This is a genomic window from Streptomyces sp. NPDC029044 (genome assembly GCF_040637495.1).
GTDB lineage: Bacteria > Actinomycetota > Actinomycetes > Streptomycetales > Streptomycetaceae > Streptomyces.
Map to the genome: position 1 here is coordinate 27592 of NZ_JBEZWN010000018.1, position 22156 is coordinate 49747.

Annotated in this window: 18 protein-coding genes and 1 pseudogene; 10 read left to right on the plus strand and 9 right to left on the minus strand. The window is 71.4% G+C overall.

Features of this window, described 5'->3' with window-relative positions; all coding sequences use genetic code 11:
- Positions 1-87: 87 nt before the first annotated feature.
- Positions 88-957 (minus strand): hypothetical protein, encoded by an 870-nt coding sequence (locus AB0E85_RS17150; RefSeq protein WP_361927416.1) that lies wholly within the window; start codon positions 955-957, stop codon positions 88-90.
- A 160-nt stretch (positions 958-1117) separates the two neighbouring features.
- On the opposite strand from AB0E85_RS17150, the gene AB0E85_RS17155 reads away from it, so the two are divergent.
- Positions 1118-2563 (plus strand): glyceraldehyde-3-phosphate dehydrogenase, encoded by a 1446-nt coding sequence (locus AB0E85_RS17155; protein WP_361927418.1) that lies wholly within the window; start codon positions 1118-1120, stop codon positions 2561-2563.
- 58 nt (positions 2564-2621) lie between these two features.
- Here the strand turns inward: AB0E85_RS17155 and AB0E85_RS17160 are convergent, their stop codons facing one another.
- The 3 genes from AB0E85_RS17160 to AB0E85_RS17170 form a co-directional block, all read right to left on the minus strand.
- Positions 2622-5798 (minus strand): glycoside hydrolase, encoded by a 3177-nt coding sequence (locus AB0E85_RS17160; RefSeq protein ID WP_361927421.1) that lies wholly within the window; start codon positions 5796-5798, stop codon positions 2622-2624.
- 455 nt (positions 5799-6253) lie between these two features.
- Entirely contained in the window at positions 6254-6427 is a 174-nt protein-coding gene (locus AB0E85_RS17165) for a CsbD family protein (RefSeq protein ID WP_078625313.1), read from the minus strand.
- 101 nt (positions 6428-6528) lie between these two features.
- Complete coding sequence (locus AB0E85_RS17170) at positions 6529-7155, minus strand: helix-turn-helix domain-containing protein (protein WP_361927424.1); 627 nt, start codon at positions 7153-7155, stop codon at positions 6529-6531.
- A gap of 49 nt (positions 7156-7204) precedes the next feature.
- On the opposite strand from AB0E85_RS17170, the gene AB0E85_RS17175 reads away from it, so the two are divergent.
- The gene (locus AB0E85_RS17175) at positions 7205-7912 is read left to right on the plus strand and encodes a 2-oxoglutarate/malate transporter (RefSeq protein ID WP_361927426.1); all 708 of its coding nucleotides are present in this window, start codon (positions 7205-7207) and stop codon (positions 7910-7912) included.
- A 67-nt stretch (positions 7913-7979) separates the two neighbouring features.
- Positions 7980-8621, plus strand: coding sequence for a hypothetical protein (locus AB0E85_RS17180; protein WP_361927429.1), 642 nt, complete (start codon positions 7980-7982; stop codon positions 8619-8621).
- A gap of 9 nt (positions 8622-8630) precedes the next feature.
- Here AB0E85_RS17180 and AB0E85_RS17185 read toward each other — a convergent pair whose 3' ends face one another.
- Positions 8631-10304, minus strand: a complete 1674-nt coding sequence (locus AB0E85_RS17185; RefSeq protein WP_361927432.1) for a hypothetical protein — start codon at positions 10302-10304, stop codon at positions 8631-8633.
- A 126-nt stretch (positions 10305-10430) separates the two neighbouring features.
- Positions 10431-10676: pseudogene (locus AB0E85_RS17190) on the minus strand (hypothetical protein); the annotation flags it as partial.
- A gap of 232 nt (positions 10677-10908) precedes the next feature.
- On the opposite strand from AB0E85_RS17190, the gene AB0E85_RS17195 reads away from it, so the two are divergent.
- Entirely contained in the window at positions 10909-11736 is an 828-nt protein-coding gene (locus AB0E85_RS17195; RefSeq protein WP_361927435.1) for an SAM-dependent methyltransferase, read from the plus strand.
- A gap of 66 nt (positions 11737-11802) precedes the next feature.
- Here AB0E85_RS17195 and AB0E85_RS17200 read toward each other — a convergent pair whose 3' ends face one another.
- Positions 11803-12717, minus strand: coding sequence for a helix-turn-helix transcriptional regulator (locus AB0E85_RS17200; protein ID WP_361927437.1), 915 nt, complete (start codon positions 12715-12717; stop codon positions 11803-11805).
- Between the two features lie 153 nt (positions 12718-12870).
- Positions 12871-13101 (minus strand): DUF397 domain-containing protein, encoded by a 231-nt coding sequence (locus tag AB0E85_RS17205; RefSeq protein ID WP_062930994.1) that lies wholly within the window; start codon positions 13099-13101, stop codon positions 12871-12873.
- A gap of 359 nt (positions 13102-13460) precedes the next feature.
- On the opposite strand from AB0E85_RS17205, the gene AB0E85_RS17210 reads away from it, so the two are divergent.
- The 6 genes from AB0E85_RS17210 (at position 13461) to AB0E85_RS17235 (ending at position 20589) form a co-directional block, all read left to right on the plus strand.
- Entirely contained in the window at positions 13461-13925 is a 465-nt protein-coding gene (locus AB0E85_RS17210) for an ATP-binding protein (RefSeq protein WP_361927441.1), read from the plus strand.
- 28 nt (positions 13926-13953) lie between these two features.
- The gene (locus AB0E85_RS17215; protein ID WP_361927443.1) at positions 13954-14490 is read left to right on the plus strand and encodes a hypothetical protein; all 537 of its coding nucleotides are present in this window, start codon (positions 13954-13956) and stop codon (positions 14488-14490) included.
- 151 nt (positions 14491-14641) lie between these two features.
- Positions 14642-17377, plus strand: coding sequence for a SpoIIE family protein phosphatase (locus AB0E85_RS17220; RefSeq protein ID WP_361927446.1), 2736 nt, complete (start codon positions 14642-14644; stop codon positions 17375-17377).
- 128 nt (positions 17378-17505) lie between these two features.
- Positions 17506-18870 (plus strand): FAD-dependent oxidoreductase, encoded by a 1365-nt coding sequence (locus tag AB0E85_RS17225; RefSeq protein WP_361927449.1) that lies wholly within the window; start codon positions 17506-17508, stop codon positions 18868-18870.
- Between the two features lie 156 nt (positions 18871-19026).
- Positions 19027-19521, plus strand: a complete 495-nt coding sequence (locus AB0E85_RS17230) for a lamin tail domain-containing protein (protein WP_361927451.1) — start codon at positions 19027-19029, stop codon at positions 19519-19521.
- Between the two features lie 93 nt (positions 19522-19614).
- A complete protein-coding gene (locus tag AB0E85_RS17235; RefSeq protein WP_361927454.1) occupies positions 19615-20589 on the plus strand; it encodes an alpha/beta hydrolase in 975 nt (324 codons plus the stop codon).
- Here the strand turns inward: AB0E85_RS17235 and AB0E85_RS17240 are convergent.
- Positions 20586-22100 (minus strand): FAD-dependent monooxygenase, encoded by a 1515-nt coding sequence (locus tag AB0E85_RS17240; RefSeq protein ID WP_361927456.1) that lies wholly within the window; start codon positions 22098-22100, stop codon positions 20586-20588. The genes AB0E85_RS17235 and AB0E85_RS17240 overlap by 4 nt on opposite strands.
- Positions 22101-22156: the final 56 nt, after the last annotated feature.

Here is a 22156-nt window from a genome sequence, read left to right on the forward strand (position 1 = left end):
GGGATGTGAGTTCAGTCACAGGGGCATGATCGCGTCCCGGCAGGCGTCAGGAGGCGCGCACCGCCGTGCCGGTCCGTCGATCAGGTGTCAGGCGTCCGATGAGGTGAGGCGTTCGAGCTGGGCGGCGGCCGTCGCGGCTTTGCGTCCGGCCTCACGGACCCGCCGGTCGGCCGTGCGCGCCCGTTCCCGGGCCGTCCGTTCGGCGAAGCGGGCCTGCTGGTGCTCGCCCCTGATCCGTTCCAGCTCGCCGGTGAGCTCCTCCACGTGCCGCTGGAGGGCGTCCACCTGCCGCTTCGCCTCCTCCGCCGCCCGACCTGCCGCCACCGCCTCGTCCCGCAGCTCCCGCAGCTCCCGCTCGGCGGCTTCGGCCTCCTCGCGGGCCCGGTCCAGCCGGCGTCGCCGCTGCTCGCCCGTCTTCCTGTCCGGGCGGCGGGAGGGGGCGGGAGCGGGCGCGGGGCGCTGCGGCCGGGCGCCCGCGGCCACGGCGGGGAAGCCGACGGCCGCGTCCAGCGGCTTGGTCAGACGGCCGCCCGCCCAGGCCCGCGCGGCCTCGGGGTCGGCGAGGACGGCGTGCAGGGTGTTCTCGACCTCGCGCTGCACGCCCTCGCCGATCGGATGGCCTGCCTCCTTCGCGAGCTGCCGGGCCTGAAGCGACAGGGCCCGGATGAGCGCGTGCTGCCGGCGGCTCAGCTCACGCAGCTGTGCGCCGTCCAGGTCCTGGTGGGCCTGCCGCAGCGACTCCCCCAGGCGCAGCAGGGGCTCCACCTCCCCGGGGCTGTTGCGGACCAGCAGGTTGCTGACCCAGGCGGCGAGGCTGGGCTTGCGCAACGCCCCGATCCGTCCGGCGAGTTCCCGGTCACCGGCGGTTCGGGCGGAGGCCATGGCGGAGGCGCGGGCGGCGGTGAACTCCTCCGGGCGCAGGGCGTACAGCTCGTCGGCGACGGAGTCGTAGTCCATGGGTGCCCCTTTCGCGCGGAAGATCCGTTTTCGATCGTCTCAAGCCCTGCCCCGCGGGGCGCGCGGAGGGACCGCGGACAGGGGATGGGAGGCACCCCCTGCGAGGTCGAGGAATCGACGGTTTAACATATGAGCGCCGCCTAGCTCGAAAGATGGACTCGTGACTGTCAACGACGACTCGTTCACCAACTGGAAGATCCGCGAGGAGATCGCGGAGTCGATGATCCCGATCATCGGGAAGCTGCACCGTGAGCGGGACGTGACCGTCCTGCTGCACAGCCGCTCCCTGGTGAACAAGTCGGTGGTGAGCATCCTCAAGACCCACCGTTTCGCCCGGCAGATCGCCGGCGTGGAGCTGTCGGTCACCGACACCCTGCCGTTCCTGCAGACTCTCACCACGCTCGACCTCGGTCCCTCCCAGATCGACATCGGCCTGCTCGCCGAGGCCTACCAGGCCGACGACCGGGGCCTGTCGATCGCGGAGTTCACCGCCGAGGCCGTCGCCGGTGCCACGGGCGCCGACAAGATCGAGCGCCGTGAGGGCCGGGACGTCGTCCTCTACGGCTTCGGCCGCATCGGCCGGCTCGTCGCCCGGCTGCTCATCGAGAAGTCCGGCTCGGGCAACGGTCTGCGGCTGCGGGCCATCGTCGTGCGCGGCGGCGGCGAGCAGGACATCGTCAAGCGTGCCTCGCTGCTGCGCCGCGACTCGATCCACGGCCAGTTCCAGGGCACGATCACCGTCGACGAGGCGAACAGCACGATCGTCGCCAACGGCAACGCGATCAAGGTGATCTACGCGAACGACCCGTCCGAGGTCGACTACACCGCGTACGGCATCAAGGACGCCATCCTCATCGACAACACCGGCAAGTGGCGCGACCGCGAGGGCCTGTCCGGGCACCTGCGCCCCGGGATCGACAAGGTCGTGCTGACCGCCCCCGGCAAGGGCGACGTCCCCAACATCGTGCACGGCGTCAACCACGACACCATCAAGCCGGACGAGCAGATCCTGTCCTGCGCGTCCTGCACGACGAACGCGATCGTGCCGCCGCTGAAGGCGATGGACGACGAGTTCGGGGTGCTGCGCGGCCACGTCGAGACGGTTCACTCGTTCACCAACGACCAGAACCTGCTGGACAACTACCACAAGGCCGACCGCCGCGGCCGGTCCGCGCCGCTCAACATGGTCATCACCGAGACCGGTGCCGCCTCCGCCGTCGCCAAGGCGCTGCCCGACCTCAAGGCGCCCATCACGGGCAGTTCGATCCGCGTTCCGGTGCCGGACGTCTCGATCGCGATCCTCAGCCTGCGGCTCGGCCGTGAGACCACCCGCGAGGAGGTCCTCGACCACCTCCGCGACGTCTCCCTGACCTCGCCGCTCAAGCGCCAGATCGACTTCACCACGGCTCCCGACGCGGTCTCCAGCGACTTCATCGGCTCGCGCCACGCCTCGATCGTCGACGCCGGCGCGACCAAGGTCGACGGCGACAACGCGATCCTCTACCTGTGGTACGACAACGAGTTCGGCTACTCCTGCCAGGTCATCCGTGTCGTGCAGCACGTGTCCGGCGTGGAGTACCCGACGTACCCGGCCCCGGCGGTCTGATCGGCCTGGTCCCGGAAGACGGAAGCGCGGGGCGTGCGGGCCCCGCGCTTCCGTGCGTTCAGCGGCGGGTCAGCTCGATCCTGTACTCCCGCGTCTGTGAACCGTCCTCGCCGGTCACGGTCACGGTGTGGACCGTCCTGCCCCCGGCCGTGTCCCTGCCGACCGTCACCTGCGCGTAGGGGTCACGCGGTGTGGCGGTGACGTGGGCGCGGTCCGGGCGGTCGACCGCCACCCGGTAGCTCGTCCGGTCCGGCTCGAAGCCGCTCAGGGACGTGCCGTCCACCTCGATCGACGATGCCGCGGCGTCGGTGGAAGCGCCCGGCGCCTTGGCGAGGACCTCGATCTCCCCGAGGGTGATGTAGCCGCCCGGACGGGCCGTCATCACCACGCGCACGCCCGTCACCGGGCCGGCCGTACGCAGCGGCACGTCGGCCACGGGCGTCCCCTCGCTGCCGACGGCGATCCGGCCGCTCGCGTCGGACCAGGTGCCGTCGGAGCCCCGCACCTGCACCGTGAGGGATTCCGCGAAGCTGACGTTGGTGCCGTCACGGTGGAAGTGGGTCACGACACGGCTCACATCGCGGGGTTGCGGCAGCGTGAAGGTGATGGTGTCGGAGGGGTTCTTCGTGCCGGACCTCCAGTTCGACCAGGCCTTCTCGGACGTGATGCCGTTGCGCAGGCCGTCGGCGGAGTAGCCGCTCTCGGTGTAGGTGGCGCCGACCGTCACGCCCTCCTCACGCGCGGCGCCGGTCTCCCGGGGTGCGGTGACCTGGACGCGTACGGTCGCAGCGGCCGGGTCCGCGCCCGGGACGCGGGCAGTGCCGCGCAGGGTCACCACGCCGGTGTCGTCGAAGGCGCCTTCGGGTGCGGGCTCCCAGGTGACCGGGAGTTCGGCGGTGCCTCCGTGCCGTCCCACGCCGGTCACGATGGCGGGCAGGGAGGGCCGTCCGCCGGTGTAGGCCTTGGCGCGGGCCGGGAGGGTGGCGGCGATGGTGTCCACGGTGACGACCGCTTCGGCCGGGACGGTCCGGCCGAGGGCGTCGGTGGCCCGGCCCTTGACGCGGACCGTTCCGGGCTTGCGCCAGCGGGCGTCCGAGGGCAGCGTCCACTGCACGGGGAGCGCACCCCGGGCACCGTCACGGAAGACGGGTGTCACGGTGCCGGGCAGGTCGGGGGCGCGCCCGGGCACGGTGAACGCCTTCGCCGGTTGTGTACGGAGCACCGTCTCGTCGATCACTCCCCAGCGCTGGTTGGCGCCCGAGGTCGGGAGGTGGGCCGAGACGCGGGCGCCGTCCGCGGTCGACTGCCCGACGACGTCGAGGAGGCGGCCCGTCGCGGCGTTGACGAAGGTCCAGGTGCCGTCGCCGGTGGTGGACATGATCCACTGGGCGGCCGGTGTGGCACCGTCTTCGAGCACGGCCTCGTCGTCGCGTACGGCCAGACGCCTGCCGTTCTCGGCGTTGACGAGGGCGTAGCGTTCACGGTTGCCCTCGCCGCGGGTCAGCTGCTTCACCCGCCACAGCTGGGACTCGGCGGCCGGGTCCGCCGTACGGACGACGACGCCGTCGCCGTCGGCGGACGGTGCGAGGGACTTGCCGCTCTGGGCGCCCTGGAGGCGGTAGACATGGCCCGGCCGGACGAGCCCGGCGTCGGCGGCGGTACCGGACACGCCGTCGACGAGGAGGGTGGTGACCGACTTGGCCGGGACGGTCACGGTGGCCGAGTCGTTCTTCACCCTGACGGGCGCGCCGCGGACGAGCGCGCCGTCGGCGCTGGTGACCACAGGGGTCACGGTCGCGCCGGGGGCGATCCGCCGGAACTTCGAGACGTCCAGGGTCACCGCGCGCGGGGTCGTGCCGTTGTTGACGTGCACCACCGTCGCACCGCGGCCGGACTTGCGCACGGCGGCGACGCTGGAGGGGTCGTCGGCCTTGACGAAGTGGTCGCCGGGGCGGATGTGGTGGGTGAAGTTGCGCAGGGTGTGGAACTTGGTGTTGGCCTTGACCGGGCAGGTCTCCAGCGTGTCCCCGGCGGTGCAGTTGAACGGGACGTGGATGCTGCCCCAGTTCTTGCCGGCCTGCGCCTGCGGGATGGAGTCCTCGATCGGCTGCCACAACACCCAGGCGGACGGCTCCAGTTCACGCATGTCCTCGACGACCCGGGTGGCGATGCCGAGTCCCGGTTCCATGCCGGTGAAGTCGGTGCCGGTCCCCCAGGTGCCCTCGACCTCGCTCATCCAGAACGGCTTGTTGGCGGCCTTGGCGCTGTCGCGGGCGCTGGTGCGCATGCCGGTGCCGTAGGTGTGCACGTTGAGCTGGTCGACGGCTGCCCGGGCGGTGCTGTCGTAGGCGTTCCAGTTGCGGACGAAGGTGCTGGGGTTGGTCTCGTCCATCGCGGAGATCGTGGCGCGGGTACTCGCCTTCTCCAGCGCGCGTTGCAGGGCCAGCACGACCTTCTGCTGGAGTTCGGGGCCGGCGTGTGCGCCCTCCTGTCGGCCGCCGGTGGGCTGTCCGTCGGGGCCGATCTGGGTGCCCCAGTAGTTGGTGTTGGGTTCGTTGAGCGGGGCGATGGTGTCGAACCGGATGCGGTGCTTCTTCTCCAGCTGATCGGTGACCTTGACCAGATAGGTGGCGAAGTCGTCGACGCGGTCCGCCCGTATCTGGTCGGTGTTCGCGTCGAAGCCGCCCGACACGTAACCGCTGACGGTCTGGAACCAGGGCGGCGAGTTGCTGAACGCCTCCCAGCGGGTCACCTTGCTCTTGACGCGGTCCACCCACCAGCGCTGGCCCGGGTCGGCGGACCAGTCCCAGTGCTCCGGGTCGTCGGGGTTCCACCAGTCGGTGTCCTCCCGGGTGGTGCCCGCGGGCGCCTTCCAGAAGCCGTCCATCGTCGCGCCGGTCTTCATGTAGTCCTTGCGGACGTCGGGGGCGTTGCCGCCGCCGATGTTGTAGCGCGCCATGTTCAGGCGGAGTCCGTCCTCGCCGAACAGCATGGCGGCGAGCTTCTGCCGGATGGGTTCGGGGTAGCGGCCGGTGATGTTGGCGAACCAGACGAGGCTCGTCCCCCACCCTTCGAACTCCTGCTGCCGGTAGGACGGATCGATCCGTACCGTGACCGCGCCGGCGGGCGGGTCGGCGGCAGCGGCGGCGGGCGGCACGGCCATGAGGCCCGCACCGAGCGCCAGCGGGACGGTGATCGCCAGTGCCGTCCGGGCGAGGCGATGTCTGCTGGACATGGATTCCCTTCGAGAGCGAACAGAACCGCGCAGAATCAATCGAGTTTCCCGCATGTTTTAGGACGGCAATCAACACGTCAAGAGCTGGGGCGAGTTGAGAACCGGCGCACACCCCTTGCAGCCGTGTTCACCGGCCGGCCCAACGGGCAGCTCGCCCCGGCGGGGCGGCACCGGCTGCACCCCGCGCATGGCGCCGACGGCCGTACGACCCCGCCCCCCGCCCCGGCGACCCGTCGCGGATGCTCACGCCGCCGGGGTACGGAAGGACACCACACTCCCCGTCACCGGCCGCACGGGCACCGCCGAGGACCCGTCGGTCCGCCTCCACACCCCGGCCGGGCCCGCCCGCCTCAGCGGCCTGACGGGCCGGTCCTGGCTCGTACGGGTCCGCACATGGCTGTGCCGCGTCCCCCACGGGACGCGGCACAGCCATGTGATGTTCTCGTGCAAGCGACTCAGTGCTTGAAGACGTCCTTGGTCTTCTCCTTGGCCTGGCGGGCGTCACCCTTCGACTGCTCCGCCCGGCCCTCGGCCTCCAGCCGCTCGTTGCCCACCGCGCGGCCGATCGTCTCCTTGGCCTTGCCCTTGGCCTGCTCGGCCTTCGCCTTGCCCTTCTGATCTCCAGCCACGGTTCGCTCACTCCACGTCGTGTTCGACTACGGGTCACCGCACGAGTGACCGGTGGAGGCGCAGCCCAAACGTGTCACGGCTCCACGTCCGTCACCGGCGCCTACGGGAGCAGCTCGCGCACCAGCGCGCCGCACCACCACTCTTCCACCTGGTCGGCTGACCACCCGCGCTCGCCGGTCAGCACGGCGTACACGTCGATGTTGCACAGCGCCGCGTAGACGTCGACCGCCGACGGCACGTCCAGTCCCGGTCTCAGGACACCCGGCGGCCAGGAGGAGAAGACCTGCACCCGGGTCCGGTCGCCGCGCCGGCGGCTGTCCTCGTACAGCGTGGCGAGCTCCGGCTCGGAGCGGCCCGCTTCCCGCACCAGGGTGATGACGTCGCCGGCGCGCTCGTACAGGCGCCGGTCGTAGCCGGCCATGGCGGCGAGCTGGCCTGCGGGGTCGGCGCCGGGTGACTCCAGCGCCGCGACCAGCCGCGGCACATCGGCCGGGAGGTCGGCCGCATCTGCCAACGCCCGGGTCAGGCCCGACTTGTTGCCGTACGCGGCATAGACGGTCGGCACGGACACTCCCGCCTCGCGTGCCACGTCCCGGACCGTGGTCGCCGCCCATCCCCGGGAGACGAACAGGTGCAACGCTGCGCGGGCGATGTCGGCACGGGTCTGCTGCGCCTGTGCCGTCCGGCGCAGCGAGTCGTACCGCCGTCGACCCGGCTCCTCACTCATGGCTCCGGCCCCTTCCACACTTTGGGTTTACGGTACTTATAATCAATACATGTTACGTACACTGCCGAGAAGCGCCCCGGCCGCCATGAGTTTCACCCGTGTCAGCGGCTTGGCCGGGCTGGGCTTCGCCTTCCTGATCGTCGCCGGGAACGCGGTCCTGGTCCCGGCCGGCCTGCCGCGCACCGGTGCCGGCATCGACGAGGTTGACGGGTTCTTCCGGGCCCACCACGACCTGGTCGGCATCGGTTCCGCGCTCACACCGGCGGCCTGGGTCCTGGCCACGGTGTTCGGCGCGGGAGCGGTCCGGGCGCTGTGGCGGGCCGAGGGGGAGCACGGCTCGGCATGGGCACTGGTCGGCTTCGCCGGGCTCCTGTTGCAGAACGCGGCTTTCGCCGGCGTCATCGCCATACGGCTGGCCCTCGCGTCGACGGCTGCGGACGGCGTCGGGGCGGACACCGGCCTGTGGGCACTCCACGACGCCCTGTTCACCCTCAACGGCACCTTCCTCGCGCTGGCCCTGGTCGGTCTGTCCCTGGGCGGGCTGCGGACCGGGCTGGTCCGTCCCTGGCACGGCAGGTGGGGTCTGGTGTCGGCCGCCCTGATGCTCGGTTCGGCCGGGCTGACGCCCTGGGTCGTCGACCGCCCGGGTCCGCTCGGACTTCTCGGGCTCGCCGGATGGCTGACGTGGGTGGTGTGGATCGTCGTCTACGGGATCGTCCTGCTGCGCGCCGAGCCGGGACGGCCAACCGGCCGTTGACCGTGAGCCGTTCACCTTGTGAGAGGCTGGGCGCGATCTTGATCGGTGGGACGAGCGGGGACGGCGCATGACCATCAACCGGCCGGGGCTGCCCGGGGATCTGCCGCCGGCGGAGGCACTGTGGGCGCGCTGGGCGCTCATCGCCGTACTGGAGGCCACCACGGCGGACGAGGGGACGTACCACCGTACGGGGACCTGGGTGGACGGCACGGGGCTCCGCCTGGACGATGCCGGTTGCACATGGTGGGGGTTGGCCATGCGGGGCGCGGGGCGGTACGTGCTCTTCGGCGAGGACGAGTCGAGCGGATGCAAGTGGCACCAGCCGCCGGTCGACCTGCTCGCCGGGGCCCCCGCCTGGCTCCCCCACGATGAGCTGGGGGACTACCTGAGCGGCCATGAGCTGGGCTGTGTCTACTGGTACGAGAACGGCGCCTGGGCCCGCGCCCCGTACCCCGGCACCCTGGACGACGACGGCCTCGACTGCGGTATGAGCCGCTTCACCGACCGCGACGATGTGCTGCGCACGATCGCCGACGAGGACCACGCCGCCACGTCGCCCCGCGAGGCCGAGGCCCTGCTGGCGCATGCCGAGGGCCACCGGCTGACCCCGGATCTCCTGCTCTCCCTCACCGGCACCCCTCAGTGGCGGCAGCGGGACCGGCCCGCCATGACCCGGGCACTGGAGCTCGCGCGCCTGAACCGGCCCTGACCACGGGCGTCAGTGGCAGCACCCGTCGGCGGGCTCCGCCCCATCCATGCGGCAGAAGCAGGACGACCGGACCGGTACGTCGGCCAGTGCGCTCGCCATCTTGAGCTGGTGGGCCACGAGGGCCGCCTCGCCGGTCTTGCCGGTGCGGAGCAGACACTCGTGGAAGCCGTGCAGCGCCCAGACGTTGCCCGGGTGCTGGAGAGGCCGGGGCAGGGTGTCGTCGAGGCCGAGGTCGGCGCGGTAGACGGCCTCGGCCTCCGCCACGCGGCCCTGCTCCAGCAGCAGTGCGCCGTAGGCGTGGCGGGTGGGCTGCATCCAGCCCCAGGGCTCGTCGTAGGGGAGGTTGTCGTCCAGCTCGATGGAGCGCTCCAGGGCCGCGAAGGCGAGGTCGTGGTTGCCCCTGCGGTATTCGAGTTCGCCGTCCAGCATGGCCGCGGCGATGGCGAGGATGTCGTGGCAGGTGTTGTTGAACAGCATCCGCGTCTCGGGCACCCGGCTCACCGCTGCCCGGAAGAGCTCGCGTTCGGCCTCCGCCCGGTCGACCTCGCCGGTGGCGGAGAGCGCGACGCCCCGGGCGTAGTGCCGCATGGCGACGGTCATCGCGTAGAGCTCCGGGTCGGCCGGGGCGGGCAGTTCGAGGATCTCGCCCCAGCGGCCGAAGCGGATCAGGACGTGAACGCGCATGGCCAGGAAGGCTTCCAGCCAGTCGGCCATCGGAGGGCTCGGCACGCGCAGCAGGTCCTCGGGGATGGCCGCCTCCAGCTGGGCGGCGGCGTCCAGGGCGACCTGCGCCTGACCGAGGAACATGGCGCCGTAGATCTTGAAGTGGTGGTTGTGCGCCCGGTAGAGGGTGTAGAAGTTCATCGCCCCGGCCTGCCGGTGGTACTTCTCGTCGGCGGCGATCGCGTCGCTGTTGGCAGCGACGACCTGGCGGTAGTCGCCGCACAGGACGTCCAGGTGTGAGGGCATGTGGAGCAGGTGCCCGGCGTCGGGCACGATGCCGCGCAGCCGGTCGGCGACGGTGAGGGCCTGCTCCGGGGTCGGGGACATCTCCATCAGGTGGATGTAGAGGTGCAGGACCCCCGGGTGCCGTACGCCGGCCTCGGTGGCGAGGGCGCCTTCCAGCACGGCCCTGGCCTCGGTGGTCCGGGCACCCTCGGCCGGCCGGCCGGTCTTGAGGTCCCACAGCTGCCAGGGGGTGAGGTTCATCGCGGCGTCGGCGTGCAGGGTGGCGATGTCCGGGTCGTCGGGCGCCAGTTCGTACACCACGCGCATCGCGTCCGCGTAGGGCTCGTTCCACACCGAGCAGTCCTCGACGGCCTCCGGCTGCGGATAGCGGGCCCGCAGGGCGCCGATGAGGGCCCGTTCGACCGGGGTGGCGCGGGCGGCCTTCTCGTGAGCGCGTTCCACCGCGGCGTGCGTGCGCTCGACGGTCCGCACCAGTTCCTCACCGTCGAAGAATTCCCAGGGTTTGTTGTAGTTCGGGCCGAGCGCGTAGGCGATTCCCCAATACGCCATCGCGCACTCCGGATCGGCCTCGGCCGCCTTTTCGAAGCAGGCGACGGCTTCCTCGTGATGGAAGGCGTACGTCCACACCAGGCCGCGGTCGAACCACAGTTGAGCGTCGGCGGAGGACGTGGTGACGGGACGGCTGTGCGTTCCGAGGTCGTAATAGTCGCCCATGAGTTTCTCCTGGAAATGCGGCCGGGGCCGTGAGAATAGCGGTTGCGGGCATTCCTTCGACGTCCGATCATTTCTCGTATTTCCAGATTAACGGTTCGACCGCGGTGAACCGCCGGGTCAGACGCTGAACAGCTGCCCGCTGGTGTAAAGGCCGATCGAGCCGGGCCCGCCGACGTCCAGCAGCTCCCTGGTCCGGGCCGTGATCCGGTTCATGGCGGTGTCCCGGTCGCACTCCACCAGCCGGTCGTCCTCGCGCCGCTCCTTTAAGCCCGCCGCGAGACGGGTGTCGGTCCGGGACGGCCAGGACGCGCCTGCCCCGTACGGCGTGCGCGAGCCCCAGACGTCCGTGATCCGGTCGGCCGATGTGTCCATGGCCCGCCTCCCACGAGGGACGACACTGCCGTCGGCGAGTACCCGCCTGAAGCGCCGGTGACACAAAGTGCACATATGCTTACATACGGCACATAGGCCCACGCGGACGCGATCATCTTGTCGTTCGATCGTGGGCACCTTCGCCGGTGGGCTGGCACCGCCCAACTCCCGCTCCCTAGGATGTACTTCCTGTCCAGCCAGTCCGTTGGCGCGGCACCTTGCAGGGGGAACGATGCACTCCGAGAAGCAGCTGTCCACCGAGATCGACGCGAACGTGCCGACGGCAGCGCGCATGTACGACCACTACCTGGGCGGCAAGGACAACTACGCGGCGGACCGCGCCGCGTGCGAGCAGCTCGACAAGGTCGTCCCCAGCACGCGCCGCCTGGCCCTGAACAACCGGCGCTTCCTCCAGCGGGTCGTGAGGACCCTCTCCGAGGAGTACGGCATCCGCCAGTACCTGGACCACGGATCCGGCCTGCCGACACAGGACAACGTGCACCAGGTCGCCCAGCGCATCGACCCCACGACCCACGTGGTCTACGTCGACAACGACCCGATGGTGCTGGTGCACGGCCGCGCGCTGCTGGAGCAGGACGAGCGGACGACCGTCATCCACGCGGACATGCGCGAGACCGACCAGATCTTCGGCCACGCCGACACCAAGCGGCTGATCGACTTCGACGAGCCGGTGTGCGTGCTGTTCAACTCGGTGTTCCACTGCATCCCGGACAGCGACACCGACGGGCCGCTCGCGGTGGCCCGGCGCGTGCGGGAACGGCTCGCGCCCGGCAGCTTCATGGTGATGTGCCAGCTGGTCAGCGAGGACCCCGAGGTCCGTGCCTTCGTCACGAACTTCATGGACCAGGCGACCCAGGGACACTGGGGCCGCGTGCGCGAACCGAAGGACGTGCAGACGTACTTCGAGGGCCTGGAGATCCTTGAGCCGGGGCTGGTCGAGGTGTCGACCTGGCGTCCGGACACCGAGGTGGCACCCCGTCAGCTCACCCACGAGTGGATCGAGTTCGGCGGTGTCGGGCGGATCCCCCTGGAGAAGTGACCCGGAGACGCGACCGAAGCGGTGCCTCGTGCGGGACGGCCGTCGCCCCTCACGAGGTTCCGCGGGTCACGGGTAGCGCTGCTCCATCGTCTGCCGGAGCAGCTCCATCGAGTCACGGGGCTTGAGCGCCTCGTCCGCGAGCCGGTCCAGCGCGATCCGGTACTCCTCGGTCTCGTCGCGGTCCTCGAGGAAGTTCGCGCTCTTGATGTGCTCCAGGTAGACCACGTCGGGCAGATCGAGACCGCCGAAGCGCAGGTATGTGATCGGGATGGCGGGCGCCGAGGCGTTGGTGACGCTCAACGGCACGATCTGCAACGTCACATGGGAGCGTCCGGCCATCTCCACGAGGTGCGCGAGCTGCTCCCGCATCACGTCGATGCTGCCCAGGACGCGCAGCAGCACGGACTCGTCGATGATCGCCCACAACTGCGGGGCGTCGCTCCGCGACAGCAACCGGGCCCGGTGCCTGCGCAGTTCGACGCGCCGCTCCACCTCGCTCGCAGGCGCGTTCGGCAAGCCGCGCTCCACCACGGCCCGGGTGTAGGCGGGTGTCTGCAACAGGCCGGGCACGTACTGGATCTCGAAGGTACGGATGGTGGCGGCGGCCTCCTGAAGCCCGACCAGCCGGTCGAACCACTCGGGCATCAGCCGCTTGTCGTACCGCTGCCACCAGCCGGGCTCGCCGGCCCGTTGCAGCAGCTTGAGCAGCACCGAGACTTCGTAGTCGTCGGTGCCGTACAGCTCCAGCAGGGCGCGGACGTCGTTCTCCGTCGGTGGGCGGCGGCCCTTGCCCGACTCGATGCGGGACAACTTCGCGGCACTGAACCCGACAGCGCGCGCCGCCTGGTCCTGGGCGAGCCCGGCGTCCTCGCGGAAGCCGGCGAGCTGTACACCGACCAGCATCTTCAGCAGAGTCGGCGCCGGCTCGCGCCTGTCCAGGTAGGGTTCCAGACGGGAGATGCGATGCGACGCGGCGGACATCCTGACTCCCAGCAGACCGGCACAAGGGCGACTTACACTATCGCACTTCACCGGGCCTTCACGCATCCGCCGGCAAAGCCCCCGCAGAAGTAGGGAGTTGGACTCCGCTTCTCCGCGAGGGCATCACGCGCCGCGTGCGGACGGAACCGTCCCTCACAGCAAGTGGTCGAACTCGCCGTCCTTCGCTCCGGCCAGGAAGGCCGCCACCTCCGCCGACGTGTAGACGAGGGCCGGCCCGTCGGGGTCGCGGGAGTTGCGCAGGGCGATCCCGCCGTCGACGAGGGGGGCGACCTCGACGCAGTTGCCCTCGGCGTTGCTGTGCCGGCTCTTCATCCAGCAGGCTTCCAACGAGCTCGCCCGCACTCCGTTCTGCACTGGTGGCACCGCAGTCTCCTCGCTGTTCTCGTTCCCCGCCGCGCACGGTGTGCCCGGCCGTCCGGACGAGTGGCGGGCGCGTTTTTCGACCGCACTCGTCCCGGCTTGCGTACCCACGACGGCTCGATTCTCACGCAATTTCTCGTGCAATTGCACGCGAGCGCCTTCAGCGTGGATAATAGCTGCGGCGTCAACCCCCGGGCGGGCGCCGCGTCCTGACGTCGCATCGGGGAGATGCCGTGTCATCACCTGCGCAGCACGTGCTCCGGCCGCCGAGTGGGGCTGCGGCACACGCAGGCACACCCGCGGCGGACCCCGCCTTCCCGGCCGGCCCGCACCCGGCCTCGCCGTACGGGGCTCCGCCCTCGGTGCCGAGGACACTGCCGCAGTTCTCGGGTGCCCTGTCCGCCTCGGCCGCACTGCGGGTCGAGTGCAGCCGGGAGGGATTCGCGCGAGCCCGGTCCTTCACCCGCGACACCCTGCGCGGCTGGTCACTCGACCACCGCTGCGACGACGCGACCCTCGTCATCACCGAGCTCACCGCCAACGCCGCGACGCACGCGGCGCCGAGAGCCTCGGACGCGCCGGGCGTCCCGGAGATCCGGCTCGGATTCCTCCTGGACCCCGGCCATCTGCTGGTCACCGTCTCCGACTCCGACGACCACCCGCCCGTGTACCGGCCGGCGGGCATCGACCTCGAGGAGCACGGCCGGGGGCTGTGCATCGTCGACGCCCTGTCGGAGGAGTGGGGCTGGGCCCCCAGTCCCCCGGCGGGCAAGACGGTCTGGGCCAGGATGTCGACCCGGCCCGCCCCACCCTGTCCACCCATCTGACACCACTGCCGCGGAAAGGCCCCTCGCCATGCGCAGCGCTTCGACGGAACACCCGAGCGGCGAGCGCCCCCAGCGCCCCGCCGCCCCGGCCCGGAACACGCCGCTCACAGCACTGGACCGCGTGCCGTGGGGCGACATCCAGGACTCCACCGGTTCGGCTGCGGCCATCCCCCACCTGCTCACCGGCATCGCGGGGGGTGACGCCGACACCGCCCGCTCCGCCCTCGACGACCTGCGGAAACGGATTTGCCAGTTCGGTTTCGTGGTGGAGCAGGCGACCGCGGCCACGGTTCCCTTCCTGTGGGAGCTGGCGAAGCTGCCGCAGGTGACCTGCCGCGCCCAGATCATCCAGTTGCTCAAGAACATCGCGGACGCACGGCAGTGGGAGAGCACCGCCGCCGTCTATCCGAAGCTGCTGAACCACCGGGAGAACCCGGTGGTGTGGGAGCGTGCGGCGCGCCAGGCGGTGCGCTCCCGACGCGGTGAGCTCGGCCGGCTGATGGCGGACGAGGACGGCGAGATCGCCCGGGCCACGACCGAGCTGGCCCGCTCGCTGGGCGCCTGAGACTGCCGTACGTTCTCCGGTGGGCGGGTCGCGCGTTCACCGGTGGGTGGCGAGCCCGTCCGGCCCGCAGACGTGACGAAACGGTGAGGACCCCCTGTCACCATGGGTGATGCCCCTCGCCTCCCGGGGCCGGGCAGTGTAGACATGGCACATGGTCCGACTCTTGGGTCGATCCGGGACTCGATCGCCCCTGCGGCCCGGCGCTGCGCCGTCCTCACGGCAGCGGCGGGAGGCGGGCTCGCCACGGTGGCAACCGGGGGCGGGGCTGCGGTCGGTGCTGGGCGGACGCAGCGTCGCCGGACAGGTGTTCCTGCTCGTCGTGGTGATCGTGCTGCTGCTGGTCGTGGCGGCCGTCGTGGCCCTGGTGCTACAGGTGCGGCACGACACGACGCAGGAGGCCCGCAACCGTTCGCTCGCCGTCGCGGAGACCTTCGCCAACGCGCCGGGCACCGTCGAGGCGCTCCAGAGCCCTGATCCCACCGCCGTGCTCCAGCCCCGGGCCGAGGCCGCACGGGAGCGGTCGAAGGTCGACTTCATCGTCGTCATGAACACCGAAGGGATCCGCTACACCCACCCCAAGCCGGACCGGATCGGGAAGAAGTTCGTCGGGACGCTCGCGCCCGCGCTGGCCGGGAAGTCGTTCACCGAGGAGATCGAGGGCACGATCGGTCCGCTCGTGCAGGCCGTGGTGCCCGTGAAGGACCCGGACGGCCGGGTCGTGGGCCTGGTCTCGGCGGGGATCACGACCCAGAACGTCGGCGGCACCGCCGACCGTCAGCTGCCGCTCGTGCTCACGGCCGCCGCGGTTGCGCTCGTCCTGGCGACGGCGGGTGCCGCGCTGGTGAGCCGACGGCTGCTGCGCCAGACCCACGGGCTCGGTCCGCACGAGATGACCCGGATGTACGAACACCACGACGCCGTGCTGCACGCCGTCCGGGAAGGGGTTCTCATCGTCGATGACGGGGGCACCCTGGTCCTCGCCAACGACGAGGCGCACCGGCTGCTCGGGCTGCCCGCCGACGCCGAGGGCCGGCACGTCCTCGGTCTCGGCCTCGACCCGGGCATCGCCGACCTGCTGGCTTCCGGACGCGTCGCCACGGACGAGGTGCACCTCGTCGGGGACCGGCTCCTCGCCGTGAACCAGCGGACCACGGACCGTGCGGGGGTGCCGCCCGGCAGCGTCGCCACCCTGCGCGACTCCACGGAACTGCGGGCGCTGTCCGGGCGGGCCGAGACCGCCCGGGAACGGCTCAACATGCTGTACGACGCCGGGGTGGGCATCGGCACCAGCCTGGACGTGACCCGCACGGCCGAGGAGCTGGCCGAGCTGGCCGTGCCGCGGTTCGCCGACTTCGTCACCGTGGACCTCTTCGACGCGGTGCTGGGCGGCGGCCAGCCGAACGCGGCGGCCTCGCTGAGCCGGACGGCGGTGAGCGGGATCCGCAAGGACGCGCCGCTCTACCAGGCCGGCGAGCGGATCAGGTTCGTCGAGTCCTCGCCGCAGGGCCGCAGTCTCGCCACCGGCGGCCCCGTCCTGGAGCCCCGGCTGGGCGAGGCTCCGGGCTGGCAGGCACAGGACCTGGAACGCTCGGCCCAGATCGTCGCGTACGGCATCCACTCGCTGATCACGGTGCCGCTGCGGGCCGGCACCCTGGTGCTGGGCGTGGTCAGCTTCTGGCGCTGCGAGAAGCCGGAGCCGTTCGACCCGGACGAGCTGGCCCTGGCCGAGGAACTGGTCGCGCGGGCCGCCGTCTCCATCGACAACGCGCGCCGCTACACCCGCGAGCACAGCATGGCGGTGACACTCCAGCGCAGCCTGCTCCCCCGCAACCTGCCGGAGCAGGGTGCCCTGGAGATCGCCTACCGCTATCTGCCCGCGCAGGCCGGGGTGGGCGGTGACTGGTTCGACGTGCTGCCGCTGTCGGGGGCCAGGGTGGCTCTCGTGGTCGGCGACGTCGTCGGTCACGGGCTGCACGCCGCGGCCACGATGGGGCGGCTGCGCACCGCGGTGCACAACTTCTCCGCCCTCGATCTGCCGCCCGAGGAACTGATCGCCCTGCTGGACGAGTTGGTCGGCCGTATCGACCAGGACGAGACGGAGGACGAGGGCAGCGCCCCGGTCACCGGCGCGACCTGTCTGTACGCCGTCTACGACCCGGTGTCCCGGCGCTGCACCGTCGCGCGGGCCGGGCATCCGCCGCCTGCGCTGATCCACCCGGACGGCACGGTGGAGTATCCCGACGTGCCCGCCGGTCCCCCGCTGGGACTCGGCGGTCTGCCGTTCGAGACGGCGGAGCTGGAGCTGGCCGAGGGCAGCCGGCTCGTCCTCTATACCGACGGGCTGGTCGAGGACCGGGAGCGGGACATCGACGTGGGTCTGGAGATGCTGCGCGAGGCGCTGGGCCGGGCGGGGCAGTCGCCGGAGGACACCTGCCGGGTCGTGCTCGACTCGCAGCTCACGGCCCGCTCCAGCGACGACATCGCGCTGCTCGTCGCGCGCACCCGGGCGCTGGCCGCCGACCAGGTCGCCGAGTGGCCGGTGCCGGCCGACCCGGCGGCCGTGGGCGAGGTGAGGGCGGCCGTCAGCCGGCAGCTGTCCGCCTGGGGCCTGGACGAGCTGACGTTCAGCACGGAGCTGATCCTGAGCGAGCTGGTCACCAACGCGCTGCGGTACGGCGGCGGCCCCATACGCGTCAGGATGCTGCGCGACCGCAACCTGATCTGCGAGGTCTTCGACAGCAGCAGCACCTCACCGCACCTGCGGTACGCGACCATGACGGACGAGGGCGGGCGTGGCCTGTTCCTGGTCGCGCAGCTCGCGGAACGCTGGGGGACGCGCTACCTGCCCGCGGGGAAGGTGATCTGGGCGGAGCAGCCCCTGCCATAAGCGGGACCATGCACTCCCCATAAAGTAGCCTTATGAGCTCATAGACCGGACCCTCGTACCGACTTAGGCATGCCTTAGTTTAGGCTTCCCGTCGAGATCGCTTGTCGCCGCTCGAAGGGAACCTGACCATGCCCCGCCCCCTGCGGGTAGCCATCGTCGGATCCGGCCCCGCCGGGATCTACGCCGCCGACGCCCTGCTCAAGTCCGAGGTGGCCGCCGAACCCGGCGTTTCCATCGACATCTTCGAGCGCATGCCGGCGCCGTTCGGCCTGATCCGCTACGGCGTCGCGCCCGACCACCCGCGGATCAAGGGCATCATCACGGCCCTGCACCAGGTGCTCGACAAACCGCAGATCCGGCTCTTCGGCAACGTGGACTACGGCACCGACATCGGCCTGGACGATCTGCGCGCGTTCTACGACGGCGTGATCTTCGCCACCGGCGCGACGGCGGACCGGGCGCTCTCCCTTCCGGGCATCGACCTGGACGGCTCGTACGGCGCCGCGGACTTCGTGTCCTGGTACGACGGGCACCCGGACGTGCCGCGGACCTGGCCGCTGGAGGCGGAGAAGGTCGCCGTGCTCGGCGTCGGCAACGTCGCCCTCGACGTCGCGCGCGTCCTGGCCAAGACGGCGGACGAACTGCTGCCGACCGAGATCCCGGCGAACGTCCACGAGGGTCTGAAGGCCAACCGGGCCAAGGAGATCCACGTGTTCGGCCGACGCGGCCCGGCGCAGGCGAAGTTCAGCCCGATGGAGCTGCGGGAGCTGGACCACTCCCCCAACATCGAGGTCATCGTCGACCCCGAGGACATCGACTACGACGAGGGCTCGATCACCACGCGGCGCGGCAACAAGCAGGCCGACATGGTGGCCAAGACCCTGGAGAACTGGGCGATCCGCGACGTCGGCGACCGGCCCCACAAGCTCTTCCTGCACTTCTTCGAGTCGCCGGTCGAGGTCCTCGGCGAGGACGGCAAGGTCGTGGGCCTGCGCACGGAGCGCACGGAACTCGACGGCACCGGCAACGTCAAGGGCACCGGCACCTTCAACACCTGGGACGTCGGCGCGGTGTACCGCGCCGTGGGCTACCTGTCCGACAAACTCCCCAAGCTGCCCTGGGACATCGACTCGGGCACCGTTCCGGACGAGGGCGGCCGGGTCATGCAGGAGTCGGGCGAGCACCTTCAGTCCACGTACGTCACCGGCTGGATCCGGCGCGGCCCCATCGGTCTCATCGGGCACACCAAGGGCGACGCCAACGAGACGGTGAAGAACCTGCTGGAGGACTACGCGGGCGGCAGGCTGCACACGCCGGCCGCCCCGGGCCCCGAAGCCGTGGACGCGTTCCTGGCCGAGCGCGGCATCCGCTTCACCACCTGGGACGGCTGGTACCGGCTGGACGCCGCGGAGAAGGCTCTCGGCGAGCCCGAGGGCCGCGAGCGCGTGAAGATCGTCGAGCGCGAGGACATGCTGCGGGCCAGCGGCGCCTGACGCCCCGCAGCCGGCGCTTTACCTCCCGCGGGGCGGGTTCGGTGGCAATGTCACCGGACCCGCCCTGCTGCGTACTTGAAGCGTGTACGATCCGGATGCTTCACCGAACCATCACATCGCCTTCACCCGAAGGCCATGCAGGGGGGACGAACGTCCATGCGTATACGCCTTGTCGCCACCACGGCCCTCGCCGCCGGAACCCTGACCGCCCTGTCGGCGGTCCCGGCCCAGGCTGCCGAGTACAACTCCGCGCTGAAGATCCGGGGCATCCAGTACGACGCTCCCGGCCGCGACTCCAACCGCTGCTCGGGCGGGAACACCGCCGAGGAGTACCTCACCATCAAGAACTACTCGCGCTCCACGACCGTGAACCTCAAGGGGTACGTCGTGAAGGACGCCGCGGGGAACAAGTTCACCTTCACCGCGAGCCACACCCTTCAGCCGGGTGACTACGTGAAGCTGCGCGGCGGCAACGGGGCCGACTCCGACAGCAAGAACGTCGTCTACCGCGACAACTGCAACTTCATGTGGAACAACGACAAGGACACCATCTACGTGTACAAGCCGTCCGGCAGCCGTGCCGACGTCCACTCGTACACCAGGAGCGGCTCCGACCCGGACCGCAACGGATACATCACCTTCCACGGCTGAGCCTTTTGCCGATCCGGCAACAGGCTTGGCGTGCTTCGCGGCGGGCGCTGGATGATCGCTGGACCGATCGCCCCTCGGATCGCGGGAGGATCCATGCCGCAGACGTCCGCCGCCGGCCGCACGCACCGCCTGGTGCCCACACCGGCCGGCCGCACCCACCTCGTCGAGCAGGGCGCCGGACCGCTCGTCCTCCTGCTGCACGGATTCCCCGAGTCCTGGTACGCCTGGCGCCACCAGCTGCCGGCGCTGGCCGCGGCCGGCTACCGCGCGGTCGCCGTGGACGTACGCGGCTACGGACGCTCGTCCCGGCCTCCGGAGGTGGACGCGTACCGGATGCTGGAGCTCGTGGAGGACAACGTCGCCGTGGTGGAGGCCCTGGGCGAGCGGTCCGCCGTGCTCGTCGGGCACGACTGGGGCGCGACCATCGCGGCGACCTCCGCTCTGGTCCGGCCGGAGATCTTCCGCGCGGTGGGACTGCTGAGCGTGCCCTACACCCCGCCCGGCGGGCCGCGACCGAGTGAGGTCTTCGCGCGGATGGGCGGTGAGGAGGAGTTCTACGTCTCCTACTTCCAGGAGCCCGGCCGGGCCGAGGCGGAGATCGAGCCCGACGTGCGCGGCTGGCTCTCGGGCTTCTACGCGGCCCTGTCGGCGGACGCACCGCCCGGGGCCGACCCCCATTTCGTGGCCCGCGGCGGCCGGTTGCGCGACCGGTTCCCCGCCGGCCGGCTGCCGGGGTGGATGAGCGAGGCAGACCTCGACGTCTACGCCGCGGAGTTCGAACGCACCGGGTTGACCGGGGCCCTGAACCGCTACCGGAACATGGACCGCGACTGGCAGGACCTGGCGGACTTCGCCGGTGCCCCCGTCACCCAGCCGTCGCTGTTCATAGGGGGCGGCCTGGACGCCTCCACGACCTGGCTGGCCGACGCGATCGACGCGTTCCCGACCACGCTGCCCGGGCTGAAGGCCTCGCACATCCTGGACGGCTGCGGTCACTTCGTGCAGCAGGAGCGGCCGGCCGATACCAACCGGCTCCTGACCGGGTGGCTCGCCGGCCTCCCCTCCTAGGAGGCAGGCAGCCAGCGGTCCAGGTGGGCGCGCAGGGCCGTGAGGTCGGTGCCGCGTGCCAGGTGACCCACGTACCCGTCGGGCCGTACGAGGGCCTGGGCGACGCCGGGCCACGGGCTCCGCGTGCCCAGGCGGTGCACGCTCAGCAAGCCGTGCCGCTCGCCCAGCGGCAGATCCTCGGGCCAGTGGTGAGCGGGGCCGGTGAGCAGGAGGTGGTAGCCCGGTCCGGCGATGCGCCGCTGGAGCCCGGCCGGGGTGTCGGGCAGGCGGTCTCCCGCGCGGGGGCCCTGCCGCGGGAGGTGCGGCCCGGTGGCGGAGGCGGGGCCGCGGCGGTAGTGGATGCCGAGTTCGGACACCGTGCGGAACAGGCGCGCCCGGGCACCGGTCGCGCGCAGGAGCAGCGGGGCCAGGTGCGGGGCGAGACGCGTCCGTGCCAGCCGCAGTACGGGGTGGCCGCTGGTGCCGACGGTGAACGCGCGGTCGGTGAGCCGGCGTACGCCGTGGCCGACCGGGGCCCGTTCCGCCTCGTACGTGTCCAGCAACTCCTCGGGGGCGGCCCGGCGGCAGACGTGGGCGAGTTTCCAGCCGAGGTTGAGCGCGTCCTGGATGCCGGTGTTCATGCCCTGCCCCCCGGCCGGGCTGTGGATGTGCGCCGCGTCGCCGGCGAGGAAGAAGGAACCCTTGCGGTAGTGGGAGGCTCCGCGGTTGTGGATGCGGAAACTCGTCATCCAGACCGGGTCGTGCAGGGACGGCTTGTCGGGCGTCCAGCCGTCGGCGATCCGCTGGAGAAGGTCCAGGGTCACCTCGCCGCCGGGGGCGCCCGGCGGCTGCATCGCGATCATCCGCCAGGTGGCAGGGGTACCGAGCGGGAAGAAGAACAGCAGCCCGGCCGCGGTCATGTACGTGTGGGCCGTGCCCTGCTCCAGTCCGTCGGCCTCCAGGTCCGCCAGCAGGAACGTCTGCGGATAGGCGTACCCCTCGAAGGCGATGCCCGCCCGGGCGCGCACGGTGCTGTGTGCGCCGTCGCAGCCCACGACGTAGCGGGCCCGTACGGTCTCCTCGGTCCCGTCGCGGCGGCGCAGGCGGCAGGTGACGTACTCACCTTCCGGTTCGGCGCCGAGCAGTTCGGTGCCCCGCTCCACCGTCACGTCCCGCTCGGCCAGATGAGCCGCCAGGACGGCCTCCGTCTCCGACTGCGGGAGGAACAGCAGGAAGGGGTACGGCGTGTCGTCGCAGCCGACGTCGAACACCGGGACGCGCAGCACCCGTCGGGGCAGATGCAGGTGCAGCCGGGCCGCCGCAGTGCCCCGCTCGACGAGGTCGTCCGCCACGCTGAACGCGGACAGCATCTCCAGGGTGCGGGGCTGGATCGCGGGGGCGCGTGACTCCCGGGCGCGGTCCGGTGACCGGTCGACGATCCGGAACGGGGTGTCACAGGCGCGCAGTTGGGTCGCGAGGGCGAGCCCGGTGGGGCCCGCGCCCACCACGAGCACGTCCAGGGGTGCCGTCATGGCACCCACCGTAGACGCGGCCGGCTGCGTGTGAGCCGTCGCCGTGCGGCGTGCCG